Consider the following 16906-nt stretch of genomic DNA (forward strand, 5'->3'; position numbering starts at 1 on the left):
TTTCCACATACTTAGATCACTATTCCGTTTCCAATAAAAAGGAATTTTTCCCACATTTGTCGAAGTATATATGGTCAACTTGAAAGATGGGGATGAATTATGAAGAAAATTATTGTAATACGACATTGTTCCGCAACTGGACAAGAGCGTAATGCCGAATTAACAAACATGGGAAGAGACCAATCAAACACCGTTGCTACATTCCTCATGGAAAATCATCTACAAATAGATCATATTATTTCAAGCCCATTTGTCCGAGCTATCGATTCTATTCGGCCATATGCCCTCCAAGCTAATTTATCTATTCAAGAAGATGAACGGTTAGCAGAACGCATATTAAGCACTGTTTCAATGGATGATTGGCTTCAAAAACTAGAATACACTTTTACCAATATAGATATTGCCTTTTCGGGCGGAGAGTCAACAAAACAAGCGATGGATCGCGCCATCTCACTTATTCAGGAAGTTTTAAAACTAGAGCATGACACAACATTACTCGTTACACACGGCAACTTACTCACATTAATTTTAAAGCACTTTGATCATACTATTGGCTTTGACACATGGAAAACTTTAACGAATCCTGATATTTATGAAATTACACTTGATGAACAATCTATCATAAAACGATTATGGGAAGCGCCATCCAAGTAATATCCCTTTCCAATACATTCAGTTGACACCGCGAGGAGATATGGTAGAACTGCAGTAAACATAGAGAGGGGTATCATTCAATATGTACGAAGACGTACTTTCTTTACTACATAAAACAAATGCTTCTTATGAAAAATTTGAACACGAACCAGTACTTGACTATGAAACAGATCGTATCGTTCGTGAAAGACTTGGTTTGCAAGGCACTCCAAGTAAAAGCTTATTTTTAAAATCAAAATCCGGGGAGCATTACGTATTCTTTACGTTAGAAGGCACTCGCCTCAACCGAGGAGAGATGAAGGAAATAACAGGAGAGAGCTTATCTCTCTGTTCTCCTAATGAGCTAAGAGAAGAGACTGGTTGCACTCCTGGATGTGTAGCTCCTTTCGGTTATTCACAAGATGTAACGATTATTGTGGACAGTTCAATTTATACTTACGATAAAATTTTAATTACACCTGGTGTACCTGAATTTACAATTGAATTATCCACAGAAGAATTAAAAAAGATTTTATCCACATGTCAAAATAAAGTTTTAGAGTATAAGAAAAAAGAGAGCTAATGATTAGCTCTCTTTTTTCATTATTTCGCTTCTGCTGTTTTTTCTTTTGCAGAACGTACTTGCTCGTCCGCATGATAAGAAGAACGTACAAGTGGACCAGCTTCACAGTGGCTAAATCCTTTGCTAAGTGCAATTTCTTTTAGCTCTGCAAATTCTGCTGGTGGATAATATTTAATAACTGGTAAATGCTTCTTAGATGGTTGTAGGTATTGTCCAAGAGTTAAAATATCCACATTGTTTGCACGTAAGTCATCCATTGCTTCAATTAAATCTTCTCTCGTTTCACCTAAGCCCAGCATAATGCTCGATTTAGTTGGAATATCAGGCTGCATTTCTTTTGCTCGACGTAAAAACTCTAATGAACGGTCATATTTTGCTCTAGCGCGAACTCGGTTAGATAATCGACGTACTGTTTCAATGTTATGGTTCAAAATATCTGGTTTTGCATCCATTAACATTTTTAAGTTTTCTTCTACCCCACCCATATCAGATGGTAATACTTCGATAGACGTGAATGGATTTTCACGACGAACAGCGCGTACTGTTTCAGCAAAAACAGCTGCTCCGCCGTCCTTTAAATCATCACGTGCAACCGCTGTTATAACAACGTGCTTTAAGCCCATTTGTACTACAGAATCTGCTACGCGTTCTGGCTCTTGTAAATCAAGCTCAGTTGGTAAGCCTGTTTTAACCGCACAAAAACGACAAGCACGTGTACAAACCGCACCTAAGATCATAAATGTTGCTGTTTTCCTTACAGCCCAGCATTCATGAATATTCGGACATTTCGCCTCTTCACAAACTGTATGAAGATTCTTAGAACGCATCATTTTCTTTAAGCCTGTATAGTTTTCATTCGTGTTTAACTTAATTTTCAACCATTCGGGCTTGCGCTTATACTCTGTTTGTTTTGTCATGGTTATCAACTCCGCACAATATGAAATAGTTTACCGTGTTCGCTTCTTTCAATGTAACATATCTATTCTAACGTATGAAAGCGATTTGCTCAAATGAAGATTCTAAGATTTTTTCCAATCGTTCCCTATAATGAAATACTCCGTATATCCCACACTAAAAAGAGTGATGTTGTGAAAGGAGTCTATTTCATGCTTCGAAAAATTTCTCTTTTGCTTTCGATTTGCTTTCTTCTCCACCAAAACATCGCTTACGGTGAAGATAATCAGCAAAGCATATATGAAAAGCGCATGGCACTATATAAAGAAACTGAGCAATCTTCCGGTATTCCGTGGTATTACTTAGCCGCAATGGATCAATACGAAAGAAACATACGGAGCGTAAGAAAAGATATTCCGAAAAAACCAGATGCCATCATTTCCCTTTATTTCAAACCTGAAATATGGGCTGGACCTGTTAATAGTAATGATACTCTCCCCCATACAATTTCTCTATTTGGCGGAATGGGTTTAGATGGTGACAAAGATGGATTTGCAAATGCAAATAACGACCGTGATCTTCTGCATACAGCAGCAACCATTTTAAAGAAACAAGGAACGTCGGAAGACCGTATTAACATTATGCTTTGGGAATATTATAGACGTGCAAAAACAGTTGAATTAATTACAGAATACGCCCGAATTTATAAACATTATGGACGCATTAATTTAGAAGGTAATGCTTTCCCTCTCCCGATTCGCAGTGACCATAGCTATCGTAGTACTTTCGGTGCTGGTAGAAGCTTTGGCGGCAGGAGGATTCATGAAGGAACCGATATTTTTGCTGGATATGGCGTACCAGTACGATCAACCTGCTATGGCGTTATTGAAACAAAAGGATGGAATCGTCTTGGTGGATGGCGCATTGGTATTCGTGACCTTCATAATAATTACCACTATTACGCTCATTTAGGCGGGTTCTCTAAAGAAATACAGCTCGGACAAATTGTCGAACCAGGAAAAGTAATCGGATTTGTCGGTAGTACCGGCTACGGTCCTCCTGGTACAGCTGGAAAATTCCCGCCCCACTTACATTTCGGCATGTATAAAGACAATGGCTATACAGAATGGGCTTTCGATCCATACATGCATTTAAGCCTTTGGGAACGAAAAGAACGAGCAAATACAAAACGATAACCGTAGCAAATTGCTACGGTTATTTTTTATAAATATAAATCAATAAAACACTACTGACTAATTATCCGTTTTCTTTTTATCTGGTACAACAACTCCTCCACTTCCGTAATAAGTAGGCACTTCACCTTGAACGATGCGCGTCGCAATCGGAATGTTTTGCTTCACTTTAATTTCTTTCGTGCGTAACGGAATCATAACTTGTAACGTCACTTCCACTTCCATAATAATTTTGATCGCTGTATTATTAATTCCTTGCGGCTCAACTAATTGTTTAATATCCGTATTCACATGACCAATTGGCGTAAAATTAATCGGAATATCCGGTCCTATATTACCAAGAAGCGCATTATCAGTTATACGCCCAAAAGGAACTGACATAGATACCCCATTCTCTTCAAAAATACCAAGTGCTTTCGTATCCCCTTTTTCTACTTGTTGTAAATATTTTTCTATGTATGCAGTAGTCGATGTTAATATTTCATTTACTTGTTTTGTATTTAAATCAATTGTAGATACTTTCCCGTTCCTATCCGTTTGTACTTTCATTAATGAATCTACATCAAACCCTTCATTAATTCGGTCTTTTACCGCTTTCGTCATAACTGCTGTTGCCATTTTATGAGTCTCTGTTTCCCCATATTTAATTAACGTTGGCTGAATACTTTTATTTACAATCCATAAACCTTGAACTACCATTACGATAAAAAGAATAAATGAAATAAGCAGTATATACCGAAAGGAAATCGGTCCCCTTCGAAACCGCGAATTTTTCGAACGAAATATGCCCATAAGAAAACCCTCCTTCTTATATTATTTCTATGCAAGAAAGAGGGACGATATATGCTTATCTCATTTTTAATAGTGCATCTTTTCCGATTGTGCCTACCGGAATACCTAAAGCTTCGGCTCCAGTCGTTACTGATTCCAGCGGTGCTTCAAGAAGTTGTTCAATCGTTCTTACACCAACCGCACGGCCAGCAATAATTCCTCGATCACCTAACTTCTCATTTAGAAGACCTACATCTAAAGCACCGCACATAATATATCCTTTATCGCTCATTACAGCTAGCAAATTTGTCTTTGGAAGTTTTACGCTAACAGCAATGAACGTATAGTTATCAATTATAATTGGCTCTACATTAACCATAGTTCACACTCCTCTCTTTCTTATCTTTATGACAAGAGAAAAATGAGTGTTACAAGTTAACTAGCCTATAGTTTGACTGAAGATGTATAAGTTATCAACATGTCTGTTAGTACATCTCTAAGCAATTCCGGCATATAATATTGTTTGTCAGAAAGTGTGGATAGCTCTGGGTATAAGTATCCGAATGTAAACATATCAATCGTTCCTACCGTATATATCCGGTCTAATTCCAGCGATTCGCCGTTAATCAATACATCTTCTAGTAAAATTTTATTCCCTGGAATCGTATCTGGAATCACTTCCAAACCATCGTAAATCATTTTCCCCATTACTTTTCCACGAAATCCGAATCCTTTCACCTCAAGATTCTCCATATTCGGGCGGCGCGCTTTCAAAATAACTTCTCTTAACGTTTTCCCTGGTACTTTTAACATACATGGATTAATTGGATGTGGACAAATCCGATGAATATCTCCGCGCGTCACAACACCTTCATTTAATCCCTCAAGAAGTACACCAGCATTCACCATCCCAACATCCGCATTACACCACTCTTTAAGTGCACTTGCCAACATATGAGAAAACGTCGTCTCCTTAAACCAATCAACCGGCAATGATTCTTTTAAATGAACGACAGGCTCAGCCATTATCTGTTTACTTTCTTCCTTTAGCATTTCAATTGTGGATAACGGCTCGCTATAAGCACCTAACCGTTCTGTCTTAATCGCTCTACCGTCTTTTTTCAACAGTCTCTTCGTCTCTTTATCCACAGTAAGCTGAACGTGACCAACGTAATGTCCCCACTTTTCACAACAGCAAAGCAAAGTATTATCCACAAGAACGCCACGCTCAAATAAATGATGCGTATGTGCCCCTAAAATAACATCTATATCATAATGCTCCGCCATATACTCATCCATACTTTTTCCAAGATGAGAAAGCACAACAGTAATATGAGCTGTATCCTTAACTTCTTCTAAAATCGACTCTAAATGGATGATTGGATCTTCAATATGCCAGTCTAACATATGATAAAACTCTGGATAAGCTACCGTTAATCCAATAAAGGCAATCGTAATCCCATCTGTCGTTGTATGTAATTTATAAGGCTGCGCCCACGCTGGACGTACACCTTCTTTTTCAAATAAATTCGCTACGAGCACCTCAAACCCAGCATCATCATATAGACGATTCAAATGCTCTTTCGCCAATGTAATTCCTTCATTATTTCCGATCGTTACATAATCATATAACGCCTCATTTAATAATTTTGTATTCCCAAGTCCATTTGTCGCTTCCGAAATACTATGAAAACGATCCACATGATCGCCAATATCCACAGTTAAAACAGTCTCTCCCGCTTCCTGTCTTCGCCTTTTCTCCCCTTGTACAAACCGAGAAATTTGCGGCCAATTTTCAAAATGACTATGTATATCGTTTGTATGATAAAGGTGGATGATTGTTTCTTTATTTATATTCAGAGAAAAAACCTCCTCTCAGTTCCTTACTGCCATTTACGCTATACGTACGCAATAATCCTGTAAATACTTTTCGTCTTTTCTTGCTATTCTACATTGTACTCGCATTATAAGAAAAAGCCAAAGATTGCCCTTTTAATATGGAAAACTTTATTTTTTCTAATCTGTGGATTATTTGGAGGAGGATTCTTTTTGTAGTCGGTGTTGGGGACCTATTTGTCAGGAAGTTTGTTGGACGGATTGGCGAAGAGCTTTTTGCTGCCTACTAGATGGAGTATTACCCTACACATATACCTTGTAATACGACATATGTCGTGTTACAATCTCATCATAAGGTGGTGAACCATAAAATGGATAAAGAGATATTAAAAGGAAGTATTGATATTTTACTTCTCTCCATCATTAAACAGCACGATACGTACGGATATGAAATTATTCAAAAGCTAAAAGAAAACAGCAATGATTTATACACGATGAGCCAAGGTACACTCTACCCAGCACTCAAACGCTTGGAACAAAAGGATTTCATCAATTCATACTGGGGTGAATCTGAAACTGGTATGAAACGAAAATTTTATCGCATTACTACGAGCGGGAAGAAAATTTTAGAAGAAAAACTAACAGCATGGGATTCAGTTACAACTCTTATTAAAACTTGTCAGAAAGGAGCTTTAAATTAATGACGATTGAAGAATACATAAAGAGTATCGTTCAAAAAACAAACCTATCGCAACCTGATAGAGACGAACTTTACTTCGAAATTTACGATCATCTTACAAGTTTAAAACAAGAATTTCTCGATCAAGGAAAATCTGAAGAAGAAGCTACTACATTAGCCATTCAAAACTTCGGAGAAGCCTCTACTTTAGGAACTGAAATTGAAAAAGCGATGCAATCTTCTACGCAAAAATATGTACAGTGGATTGGTTGGGGATTATTTTTACCGTATTCATTTGTTTTATTATTTAAACTGTTGCTCGGGAGGCCAGCTTTTTACTTTGGTAATCTGAAGTACTTCTTTGAAACAGGTGACTGGCATTCTATACACGGTGGGTTAATAAACTTAGTTCCTTTCAGAAGTACAATCCGCTATTTAACTGAATTTGATTCTTATAATCTAGACATCGTACTTATGAATACATTAGGAAACATCATCATATTTATCCCATTCGGATTCCTTCTACCTTTATTATTTAAACAAATAAACAATGTAAAAATGGCATCAAAAATTTTCATTAAGTTTATTTTATTAATTGAATCGTTACAACTCCTTACTTTTACTGGTGTTTTTGATATTGATGACATCATATTGAATATGCTAGGTGCTTTAATTGGATATGGTTCTTTCATTGGGATGAAACATATTTGGGAGCGTATTAAATCTGTGGATAAGGTGGATACGATTTAGGTTCGGGGTATATACCCATCTCAGCTTATAAAACATAAAAAAGCGCCCTGCACAGCAGGGCGCTTTCTTCATACATATATTATCCAGTTCCAGCGGCTAGAATGTTCGGTGGCTTCACTTCTTCCTATGAGGCAAAAAGCGCCTCTACGTCAGAAGCTCCATCCCCTCACATTCTGAACGAGCCGCTTCCACTTTAAATATGTCCAGCTTCGTCTCCTAGACCCTCATGTCTAAGAACCTTCCGCACCAGAAGATAAAAAGCATCTTCTGTGCGAAAGAACCTTAGCCAACGGGTCTGAACAGTCGGCTCCGCATTTCTATTTAACCGATAGAACCTTCCATCTCAAACTTGATTAGACGGTTCATTTCAACTGCGTATTCCATTGGAAGTTCGCGAGTGAATGGCTCGATGAAGCCCATTACGATCATTTCTGTAGCTTCTTGCTCAGAAATACCACGGCTCATTAGGTAGAATAATTGTTCTTCTGATACTTTAGATACTTTCGCTTCGTGCTCAAGTGAAACGTAATCGTTTTTGATTTCGTTGTAAGGAATTGTATCAGATGTAGATTGGTTATCCATGATTAACGTGTCACACTCGATGTTAGAGCGAGAGTTTTTCGCTTTTGGTCCGAATTGTACGATACCACGGTAAGTTACTTTACCACCATGCTTCGCAATCGATTTAGAAACGATTGTTGAAGACGTGTTTGGTGCTAAGTGAATCATTTTCGCACCAGCATCTTGGTGTTGGCCTTTACCAGCAATCGCGATAGATAATGTTAAACCACGAGCGCCTTCGCCTTTTAAGATAACTGCTGGGTATTTCATCGTTAATTTAGATCCGATGTTACCGTCAATCCATTCCATCGTTGCGTTTTCTTCACAAACCGCACGTTTTGTAACTAGGTTGTATACGTTGTTCGCCCAGTTTTGGATTGTTGTATAACGGCAATATGCATCTTTCTTAATGATGATTTCTACTACCGCACTATGAAGTGAGTTAGTCGTGTAAACAGGTGCTGTACAACCTTCTACGTAGTGTACGTGTGCGCCTTCGTCTACGATGATAAGCGTACGCTCGAATTGTCCCATATTTTCAGAGTTAATACGGAAATACGCTTGAAGTGGTGTATCAACTTTAATACCTTTTGGAACGTAGATGAATGATCCACCAGACCAAACTGCAGAGTTTAATGCAGAGAATTTGTTGTCTGTTGGCGGGATTACTTTTCCGAAATGCTCACGGAAAATATCTTCGTTCTCTTTTAATGCGCTATCTGTATCTTTGAAGACGACTCCTAGATCTTCTAGGTCTTCTTTCATGTTGTGGTATACAACTTCAGATTCGTACTGTGCAGATACACCAGCTAAATATTTTTGCTCAGCTTCAGGAATACCTAATTTATCAAATGTCGCTTTAATTTCCTCAGGTACTTCATCCCAAGACTTCTCAGATTTCTCAGATGGTTTTACGTAGTACGTAATTTCATCGAAATCTAAGTCGTTTAAGTCGCCGCCCCATTGTGGCATTGGCATTTCATAGAACTTATCCAGTGATTTTAAACGGAAGTCTAACATCCACTGTGGTTCTTCTTTCATACGTGAAATCTCTTCAACGATCTCTTTTGTTAAACCGCGTCCAGCACGGAAAATCGAAACGTCTTTATCCTTGAAACCATATTTATAATCGCCGATATCTGGCAGTTGCTTCGCCATGTTGGTGTGTCCCTCCTTATATAACCTCGTTTTTAGGAACCTTTAACATTACTTATCTTCGTTTAAGCCCTTTTCTAACGCTTTCCACGCTAATGTTGCACATTTAATACGTGCCGGGAACTTGCATACGCCTTGTAATGCTTCAATATCTCCTAAATCAATGCTGTCATCATACTCTTTTCCTAGCATCATGTCAGAGAAAATTTTAGAAAGCTTAAGAGCCTCTTCAATTTTCTTTCCTTTTACTGCTTGTGTCATCATTGAAGCTGAAGACATTGAAATTGAACATCCTTCGCCTTCAAACTTCGCTTCTTGTACAATACCCTCTTCTACTTTCATCGTAAGTTGAATACGATCGCCGCAAGTTGGATTGTTCAAGTTAACGGTAACACTATCTTCTAACACGCCATGGTTACGAGGATTTTTATAATGATCCATAATAACTTGACGATATAACGTATCTAAATTATTAAATGACATTTGTGAAATACTCCTTTGTCTTGATTAGTGATTCAACAAATGTATCAATTTCTTCTTTTGTATTATATAAATAGAAGCTCGCACGTGCTGTAGAAGAAGCTTTTAGCCACTTCATAAGCGGTTGTGCACAGTGATGTCCTGCGCGAACCGCAATGCCTTCTACATCTAATACAGTTGCTACATCGTGAGGATGTACGTCTTCAATATTAAATGTAACTAGACCAGCGCGATGCTTTGGACCATAAATTGTAACGCCATCTACTTCTGAAAGTCTCTCTAAAGCGTATTGCGCTAATTCATGTTCATGCTTTTCAATATTATGAAGACCGATTTCTTCTAGGAAATCAATTGCCGCACCAAGTCCGATTGCATTACCGATAATCGGTGTACCTGCTTCGAACTTCCACGGAAGCTCTTTCCAAGTAGACTCTTGTAAGTCTACGAAATCAATCATTTCACCACCAAATTCAATTGGTTCCATATTGTTTAGCAATTCTTTCTTACCATATAATACGCCGACACCTGTTGGTCCGCACATCTTATGAGCAGATAATGCGTAGAAATCACAGTTTAAATCTTGTACATCCACTTTCATATGAGGTGCACTTTGTGCTCCATCAACGATCATGATTGCACCGTTTTCATGTGCGATTGCTCCGATTTCTTTTACAGGGTTAATCGTTCCAAGTACGTTAGAAACGTGCATGATAGAAACGATTTTTGTATTCGGTGTAACTGTTTGACGAACATCTTCTAAAGAAATTGTACCGTCTAGTTGAAGCGGAAGGTATTTTAAAGTTGCACCAGTTTTCTTCGCAACTTGTTGCCACGGAATGATGTTACTATGGTGCTCCATGTAAGAGATGACGATTTCATCGCCTTCTTTTACATTATCAAGACCATAACTAGCTGCTACTGTATTTAATGCAGTTGTCGTTCCGCGCGTGAAAATAATCTCTTCCATTGATTTCGCATTAATAAACTTGCGAACTTTCTCACGTGCACCTTCATACGCGTCGGTAGCTTTCGTACCGAGCGTATGAACACCGCGATGCACGTTAGAATTATATTCTTTATAGTAACGTTCTAACGTTTCAATGACTTGAATTGGTTTTTGAGAAGTTGCTGCACTATCGAAATATACAAGTTGTTTGCCGTTCACTTTTTGATCAAGAATTGGAAACTGTTTGCGTATTTCATGAATATTCATTAGCGAACTTTCCTTTCAATTACCTCAACAAGCTGTGCCTTTACTCCTTCAATTGGAAGCTCATTTACTACAGGTGCTAAGAATCCATGGATGACTAAACGTTCTGCTTCGCGTTTTGGAATCCCACGGCTCATCAAGTAGTATAATTGGTACGGATCTACGCGACCTACTGAAGCTGCGTGACCTGCCATTACATCATCTTCATCGATTAAAAGAATTGGGTTTGCATCACCGCGAGCTTTCTCATCTAACATAAGAACGCGAGAAGATTGTTGTGCATTTGATTTAGATGCACCGTGTTCAATCTTACCAATTCCGTTAAAGATAGATGTTGCACTATCTTTTTGTACACCGTGTTTTAAAATCCAACCTTCAGAGTGTTTACCGAAGTGAACAACTTTAGTTGTAAAGTTTTGTGTTTGGTTACCACGACCAATTGTTACTGTTTTTGTATCAGCATATGATCCGTCGCCCATTAAGTTCGTAACGTTCTCTGAGATTGTATTTCCGTCATTCATAAGGCCTAGAGCCCAATCAATGCGGCCGTCGCGTCCAACAATTCCGCGGCGGTTAACGTAAGTTGTTACGTTTTTTGCTAATAGATCAACCGCACCGAATTTCACTTGTGCGCCTTGTTCCACGATTACTTCTGCTACGATATTTGCAATACCTTTAGCATTTTCATTTGCAACGTAGTTTTCTACATATGTTGCAGTACTGTTCGCATCAGCTACGAATAATACGTGGTTATATACGTTAGCTTCTTCGCCGTCTACTAAGAATACAGCTTGAAGTGGAGTTTCAAGAACAACGTTTTTCGGAACATATACGAATGCACCGCCGTTGATTAATGCAGCATGAAGTGCAGTTAGACGATGCTCGTCTACTTTCACGCCGTCTTTCATTAAGTACTTTTGTACTAATTCAGCATGCTCTGTTGCAGCTGTTACGATGTCTGTAAAAATAACACCTTTTTCTTTTGCTTCGTCTGCTAAAGAAACGAAAGCAGTTGTACCAGTACGTTGTACTAATACGCTGTTATTTTCATCGATTAAGTTTTTCACTGCTTCTGGAAGCTCTGTTAAAGAACTTACAGGCTCTTGCTTAGCAGCGTCGCCTTTTCCGATAAAGTCCCATTTTTCAATTTTCGTTTTATCAGGCGTTGGCATTGGAAGTTCAGTTGCTTGTGCAAGAGCTTGTAAGCGGAACTCAGTCAACCAAGCAGCTTCGTTTACTTCGCTTGCGCGCTGACGGATTGTTTCTTGATCGAAAGGTAATGTACCGATTGTCATGTTTATGCTCCTCTCTTACGCTTCTTGCTCTGCTGTTTCGTCTTCAATACCTAATTCTTTTTTAATCCAGTCGTAACCTTCAGCTTCTAGACGTTGTGCAAGCTCAGGGCCACCAGATTTAACGATACGACCGTTCATCATAACGTGAACGAAGTCTGGAGTGATGTAGTTTAATAAACGTTGGTAATGCGTAATCATTAGGCAACCGAACTCTTCGCCGCGCATTTGGTTAATACCTTTAGATACAACTTTTAATGCATCGATATCAAGACCTGAGTCGATTTCATCTAAGATTGCGATTTTTGGCTCAATCATCATTAATTGAAGAATTTCGTTACGTTTTTTCTCTCCACCAGAGAAACCTTCGTTTAAGTAACGTTGTGCCATTTCTGGATCCATTTCTAGGAATTCCATGTTTTTATCTAAAGTACGGATAAATTTCATAAGAGAAATTTCATCGCCTTCTTCACGACGTGCATTAATTGCAGAACGTAAGAAGTCCGCGTTTGTTACTCCGCTAATTTCACTTGGATATTGCATTGCTAAGAATAGACCTGCTAGCGCACGCTCATCTACTTCCATTTCTAATACATCTTCACCGTCGATGATTATGCTACCTTCTGTTACTTCATACTTTGGGTGACCCATAATCGCAGAAGATAAAGTTGATTTACCTGTTCCGTTAGGTCCCATAATTGCGTGGATTTCTCCACCTTTTACTTCAAGGTTTACACCTTTTAAAATTTCTTTGCCATCGATTGATACGTGTAAGTCTTTAACCGTTAATGTAGAACCAGCCATCTCAATACCTCCATTAATCCTCTATATACATTTTAAAAATTACTAAAACGTTCATATTCTCATTTTATTCTCATTCTAATCTTATAGCAAATAAAATGATATCGCAAACACTAAGAAAATGTAACAATTTTTTCACAAATGTATATAAGTATTTCCTTTACATCCTCTTATGATACACCTTTCTTCTTATATATATAAAGAAAAAAGGACTGGGTTATTCCCAGCCCTTTCCAGCACCTATTCGTTCACAGGAAGTACAGCACCTTTATATTCTTTGTTAATAAAATCTTGAATTTCTTTTGAATGTAGCACTTCTACTAGCTCTTTAATTTCTTTTTTCTTCTCGTCACCTTTACGAACTGCGATAATATTTGCGTAAGGAGAGTCTGATCCTTCAATTGCGATTGCATCCTTTGTTGGATTTAATTTCGCATCAATTGCGTAGTTTGAATTAATAAATAAAGCATCACCTTCATTGTTTTCGTACAGCTTCGGTGAAAGTCCAGGTTCTACATCTGTTTTAAACTTTAAATTTTTCGGATTTTCTACAACATCTTTTACTGTTGCTTTAACAACATCTACACCGTCTTTTAATTTAATAACGCCGCCTTTTTGTAACAATGCGAGCATACGGCCACGCTCCGCTACGTTATTACTCATAATAACTGTTCCGCCATCTGGAAGTTCTTTTAAGCTTTTATATTTCTTAGAATAAATGCCCATTGGCTCTAAATGAATTTTTCCTGCATTTACAATTTTGTATCCTTTTTCTTGAATCTCTTTATCTAAATAAGGGATATGTTGAAAATAATTTGCATCGATTTCTTTATCAGCTAATGCCTTATTTGGTAAAACATAATCCTGGAATTTTTTTATCTCTAACTTAATGCCCTTTTTCTCTAATATTGGCTGTGCCTTTTCTAAAATAACAGCGTGCGGTATATTAGAAGCGCCAACGACAAGCTTATTCTCATCTTTCCCCCCGCAAGCAGCTAATGTAAATACAGACAGTGCTGTAACAACTGACAATAGAATCTTTTTCATATGATGTCCCCTTCTCCCCTATATTTATGTAGTAAAAAAAGGACCGGCATACACCAGCCCTTTTTCCGCAATTATTCTTTTACAGGAACAACTGCCCCTTTATATTCTTTAGTAATAAAGTCTTCAATTTCTTTAGAATGCAGTACTTCTATAAGAGCTTTAATCTCTTTTTTATCTTTATCGCCTTTACGAACAGCTACTACGTTTGCGTATGGAGAATCATTTCCTTCAATTGCAATCGCGTCTTTTTCTGGGTTTAATTTCGCATCAATTGCATAGTTAGAATTAATTAGAACCGCATCGCCTTCTTTATTGTTATACACTTGTGGCAATAAACCAGGCTCAATATCTGTTTTGAACTTTAAGTTTTTCGGATTATCCGCAATATCTTTTGGAGTTGCTTTAACTGGCTCTACTCCGTCTTTAATTTTTAAAATGCCTTCTTTTTGTAAAATTGCTAAACCACGACCATGATCAGTAACAGAATTACTCATAATAATTGTCGCCCCGTTTGGAAGTTCTTTTAAGCTCTTATATTTTTGAGAATACACACCAATCGGTTCTAAATGAATTTTTCCTGCTATTTCAAAATCATATTTCTTATCTTTGATCTCTTTTTCTAAATACGGAATGTGCTGAAAGTAGTTTGCATCTAATTCTTTATCTGCTAACGATTTATTCGGTAACACGTAGTCTTGGAATTTTTTAATTTCTAACTCAATTCCTTTTTTCTCAAGTAACGGTTTTGCCTTTTCTAAAATTTCAGCGTGCGGTACGTTAGAAGCACCAACAACAAGTTTCTTTTCATCTTTATCTTTCCCGCCACAAGCAGCTAACCCAAAAATTGAAGTTGAAATAAGTGCTGTAAGTAATAATTTTTTCATTTGAAATATCCCCCTGTTTTCATTATCTTTTATCTATTCGAGTCGTTAAACTATCACCAATCCACTGAATTAAAAATACAACGAGTAATACACAAATTGTCGCAACGATTGTTACATCGTTATTTCCACGCTGGAATCCCTCTAAGTAAGCAAGTGTTCCAAGACCACCAGCACCAACAACACCTGCCATTGCTGTATAGCCTACTAAAGCAATAGTCGTAACCGTAATACCAGATACTAACGCTGGTAACGATTCTGGAATTAACACCTTCAAAATAATTGTGCTTGTTTTTGCTCCCATCGCTTTTGAAGCTTCAATTACACCTTTATCAATTTCACGAAGTGCGATTTCAACCATTCTCGCGTAAAACGGTGCCGCTCCAATAATTAAAGCTGGCAGCGCTGCACTCGCTCCGAGTATTGTTCCAAGAAGAATCTTTGTGAACGGGATTAATAAAATAATTAAAATAATGAACGGTATAGAACGGAAAATGTTTACGAACGCTCCAATCACCGTATTAATCGCTTTATTTTCCCATAAATTATCTTTCGCTGTCATAAAGAGTAATAGTCCTAAAATAAGTCCTAAAACAAATGTGGCAAGCGCTGCGATTGCCGTCATATATAACGTTTCACCAGTTGCTTCTAACATTTGATTCCAATCAATATTTGCGATTAACTTATCCATGTGCAATCACCTCCAGCTCTACTTGATCTTGATGAATCCCTTCTATTGCTTGCTGGATCGCTGTTTCTTCACCATTTAAATGAACGACTAAACTTCCGTAAGAGCCGTTATTCGTTTGCGCGATATTTCCTTGCAAAATGCTAACTTCTATATCACCGCGCTGCATTAACCTTTGAAGTACCGGTCTTTCTACCGCTTCACCGACAAACTGCAAACGAATTACTTTTCCATCTGGATACTTTTCTATTAAACTTTCAATCGTTTCATTTGTATCTTCAGAATCAGTTAACTGCTGTACAAATCGTTTTGTAATGTCTTGCTGTGGATTACGGAATACGTCAAGTACTGGACCCGTTTCTACGATTTTCCCTTTCTCCATTACAGCAACTCGATTACAAATTTTGCGAATAACGTGCATCTCATGCGTAATCAATACAATTGTTAAGCCGAGACGCTTATTAATATCTAACAATAAATCTAAAATTTGATCTGTCGTTTCCGGATCAAGAGCTGACGTTGCTTCATCACATAAAAGTACTTGTGGATTATTTGCTAACGCTCTTGCAATCCCGACGCGCTGCTTTTGTCCACCACTTAGCTGAGATGGGTACGCGTCTCCTCTTCCTTCTAATCCAACAAGATGAATTAACTCATCGACACGTTTTCTTCTCTCCGCCTTATCGACACCTGCAATTTCAAGTGGGAATGCGATATTTTCACGCACAGTTCGTGACCAAAGTAAGTTGAAATGCTGAAAAATCATTCCGATTTCTTGTCTTGCCTTACGAAGTTCATTTCCAGTAATCGCTGAAATCACACGATTCGCAATTGTAATTTGGCCAGAAGTTGGTTTCTCTAACTGATTAAACAATCTAATTAACGAACTTTTCCCAGCGCCACTATATCCAATAACACCAAATATTTCACCCTTATCTACTTTTAAGTTGGCGTTATCTACAGCAGTGACATCACCGCTTTTTGCCTTATATATTTTCTTTACATTTTCTAATAAAATCATGATGTTCACCCCTTTTTTGTTTAAAAAGCGTAAGCGGCTCGTTTAGAACAAGAGGGCGTTGGAATCCCAGACGTAGAGGCGCTTTTTGCCTCATAGGAAGGGATGAAACGACCGACTGTTCTAGCCGCTGGAGCTGGATTTCATAAAACTTTGGATAGACTCCGCATTTTTTTATTTTTCATGCGTGTAGTCCATCGTTATAGCTCCTCTTATTATTTGAATGTCCTCCGCATTCAAACAACAAAAAACCTTTCCGCTTCTAGAGAAGCAGAAAGGTTTATATGCGTATATAACAACATTATCCCTCTCTCTCATCTCTCAAAGCATTTGCTTTGCAGGAATTGGCACCATTTCAACATAAGTTGACGGTTGCCGGGCTTCACAGGGCACAGTCCCTCCACCTCTCTTAATAAGAGAAATCAGATTAAATT

General features: G+C 37.9%; 18 protein-coding genes and 1 riboswitch. Of the genes, 5 read left to right on the forward strand and 13 right to left on the reverse strand.

Annotated features, from left to right (window positions below):
* Positions 1–99 precede the first annotated feature (99 nt).
* Both AC0IXC_RS17365 and AC0IXC_RS17370 read left to right on the forward strand, forming a co-directional pair.
* Positions 100–654: a histidine phosphatase family protein gene (locus AC0IXC_RS17365; protein ID WP_002034582.1), complete on the forward strand. Its 555-nt coding sequence runs from the start codon at positions 100–102 to the stop codon at positions 652–654.
* Positions 655–736: 82 nt separating this feature from the next.
* Positions 737–1216, forward strand: a complete 480-nt coding sequence (locus AC0IXC_RS17370; protein WP_002034581.1) for a YbaK/EbsC family protein — start codon at positions 737–739, stop codon at positions 1214–1216.
* A gap of 20 nt (positions 1217–1236) precedes the next feature.
* On the opposite strand, the gene lipA is transcribed toward AC0IXC_RS17370, so the two are convergent.
* A complete protein-coding gene (gene lipA / locus AC0IXC_RS17375) occupies positions 1237–2133 on the reverse strand; it encodes a lipoyl synthase (RefSeq protein ID WP_002034580.1) in 897 nt (298 codons plus the stop codon).
* 189 nt (positions 2134–2322) lie between these two features.
* On the opposite strand from lipA, the gene AC0IXC_RS17380 reads away from it, so the two are divergent.
* Entirely contained in the window at positions 2323–3306 is a 984-nt protein-coding gene (locus AC0IXC_RS17380; RefSeq protein WP_002034579.1) for a M23 family metallopeptidase, read from the forward strand.
* Between the two features lie 57 nt (positions 3307–3363).
* On the opposite strand, the gene yunB is transcribed toward AC0IXC_RS17380, so the two are convergent.
* The 3 genes from yunB to AC0IXC_RS17395 form a co-directional block, all read right to left on the reverse strand.
* On the reverse strand, positions 3364–4095 hold the full coding sequence (yunB, locus tag AC0IXC_RS17385) for a sporulation protein YunB (protein WP_088040371.1): 732 nt from the start codon (positions 4093–4095) through the stop codon (positions 3364–3366).
* A gap of 55 nt (positions 4096–4150) precedes the next feature.
* Positions 4151–4453, reverse strand: a complete 303-nt coding sequence (locus AC0IXC_RS17390; protein WP_002015926.1) for a YunC family protein — start codon at positions 4451–4453, stop codon at positions 4151–4153.
* A gap of 65 nt (positions 4454–4518) precedes the next feature.
* Entirely contained in the window at positions 4519–5934 is a 1416-nt protein-coding gene (locus tag AC0IXC_RS17395) for a bifunctional metallophosphatase/5'-nucleotidase (protein WP_305881565.1), read from the reverse strand.
* A gap of 347 nt (positions 5935–6281) precedes the next feature.
* Between AC0IXC_RS17395 and AC0IXC_RS17400 the strand changes: the two genes are divergently transcribed.
* The gene (locus AC0IXC_RS17400) at positions 6282–6611 is read left to right on the forward strand and encodes a PadR family transcriptional regulator (RefSeq protein ID WP_078177962.1); all 330 of its coding nucleotides are present in this window, start codon (positions 6282–6284) and stop codon (positions 6609–6611) included.
* Entirely contained in the window at positions 6611–7339 is a 729-nt protein-coding gene (locus AC0IXC_RS17405; protein ID WP_078177963.1) for a VanZ family protein, read from the forward strand. The genes AC0IXC_RS17400 and AC0IXC_RS17405 overlap by 1 nt, the downstream gene beginning before the upstream one ends.
* A gap of 321 nt (positions 7340–7660) precedes the next feature.
* On the opposite strand, the gene sufB is transcribed toward AC0IXC_RS17405, so the two are convergent.
* From sufB to AC0IXC_RS17450, 9 genes are all read right to left on the reverse strand, one after another.
* Positions 7661–9058: a Fe-S cluster assembly protein SufB gene (gene sufB, locus AC0IXC_RS17410; RefSeq protein WP_002015928.1), complete on the reverse strand. Its 1398-nt coding sequence runs from the start codon at positions 9056–9058 to the stop codon at positions 7661–7663.
* 48 nt (positions 9059–9106) lie between these two features.
* Positions 9107–9538, reverse strand: a complete 432-nt coding sequence (gene sufU, locus AC0IXC_RS17415; RefSeq protein ID WP_002089369.1) for a Fe-S cluster assembly sulfur transfer protein SufU — start codon at positions 9536–9538, stop codon at positions 9107–9109.
* Positions 9528–10748 carry a cysteine desulfurase SufS gene (gene sufS / locus AC0IXC_RS17420; RefSeq protein WP_002015930.1) on the reverse strand — a complete coding sequence of 407 codons (1221 nt, stop codon included), beginning with the start codon at positions 10746–10748 and terminating at the stop codon, positions 9528–9530. Before sufS ends, sufU begins: the two co-directional genes overlap by 11 nt.
* Positions 10748–12040, reverse strand: coding sequence for a Fe-S cluster assembly protein SufD (sufD, locus tag AC0IXC_RS17425; RefSeq protein ID WP_016102222.1), 1293 nt, complete (start codon positions 12038–12040; stop codon positions 10748–10750). Before sufD ends, sufS begins: the two co-directional genes overlap by 1 nt.
* 15 nt (positions 12041–12055) lie before the next feature.
* Entirely contained in the window at positions 12056–12841 is a 786-nt protein-coding gene (gene sufC, locus AC0IXC_RS17430) for a Fe-S cluster assembly ATPase SufC (RefSeq protein WP_002034576.1), read from the reverse strand.
* Between the two features lie 237 nt (positions 12842–13078).
* The gene (gene metQ / locus AC0IXC_RS17435) at positions 13079–13885 is read right to left on the reverse strand and encodes a methionine ABC transporter substrate-binding lipoprotein MetQ (RefSeq protein WP_002089377.1); all 807 of its coding nucleotides are present in this window, start codon (positions 13883–13885) and stop codon (positions 13079–13081) included.
* Positions 13886–13956: 71 nt separating this feature from the next.
* Positions 13957–14769: a methionine ABC transporter substrate-binding lipoprotein MetQ gene (metQ, locus tag AC0IXC_RS17440; RefSeq protein WP_002015935.1), complete on the reverse strand. Its 813-nt coding sequence runs from the start codon at positions 14767–14769 to the stop codon at positions 13957–13959.
* A gap of 22 nt (positions 14770–14791) precedes the next feature.
* Positions 14792–15457 carry a methionine ABC transporter permease gene (locus tag AC0IXC_RS17445; protein ID WP_002129754.1) on the reverse strand — a complete coding sequence of 222 codons (666 nt, stop codon included), beginning with the start codon at positions 15455–15457 and terminating at the stop codon, positions 14792–14794.
* Entirely contained in the window at positions 15450–16475 is a 1026-nt protein-coding gene (locus tag AC0IXC_RS17450) for a methionine ABC transporter ATP-binding protein (RefSeq protein ID WP_002015938.1), read from the reverse strand. Before AC0IXC_RS17450 ends, AC0IXC_RS17445 begins: the two co-directional genes overlap by 8 nt.
* 308 nt (positions 16476–16783) lie before the next feature.
* Positions 16784–16891: riboswitch (SAM riboswitch) on the reverse strand.
* Between the last annotated feature and the right edge of the window lie 15 nt (positions 16892–16906).

The organism is Bacillus sp. AC266, assembly GCF_979253805.1.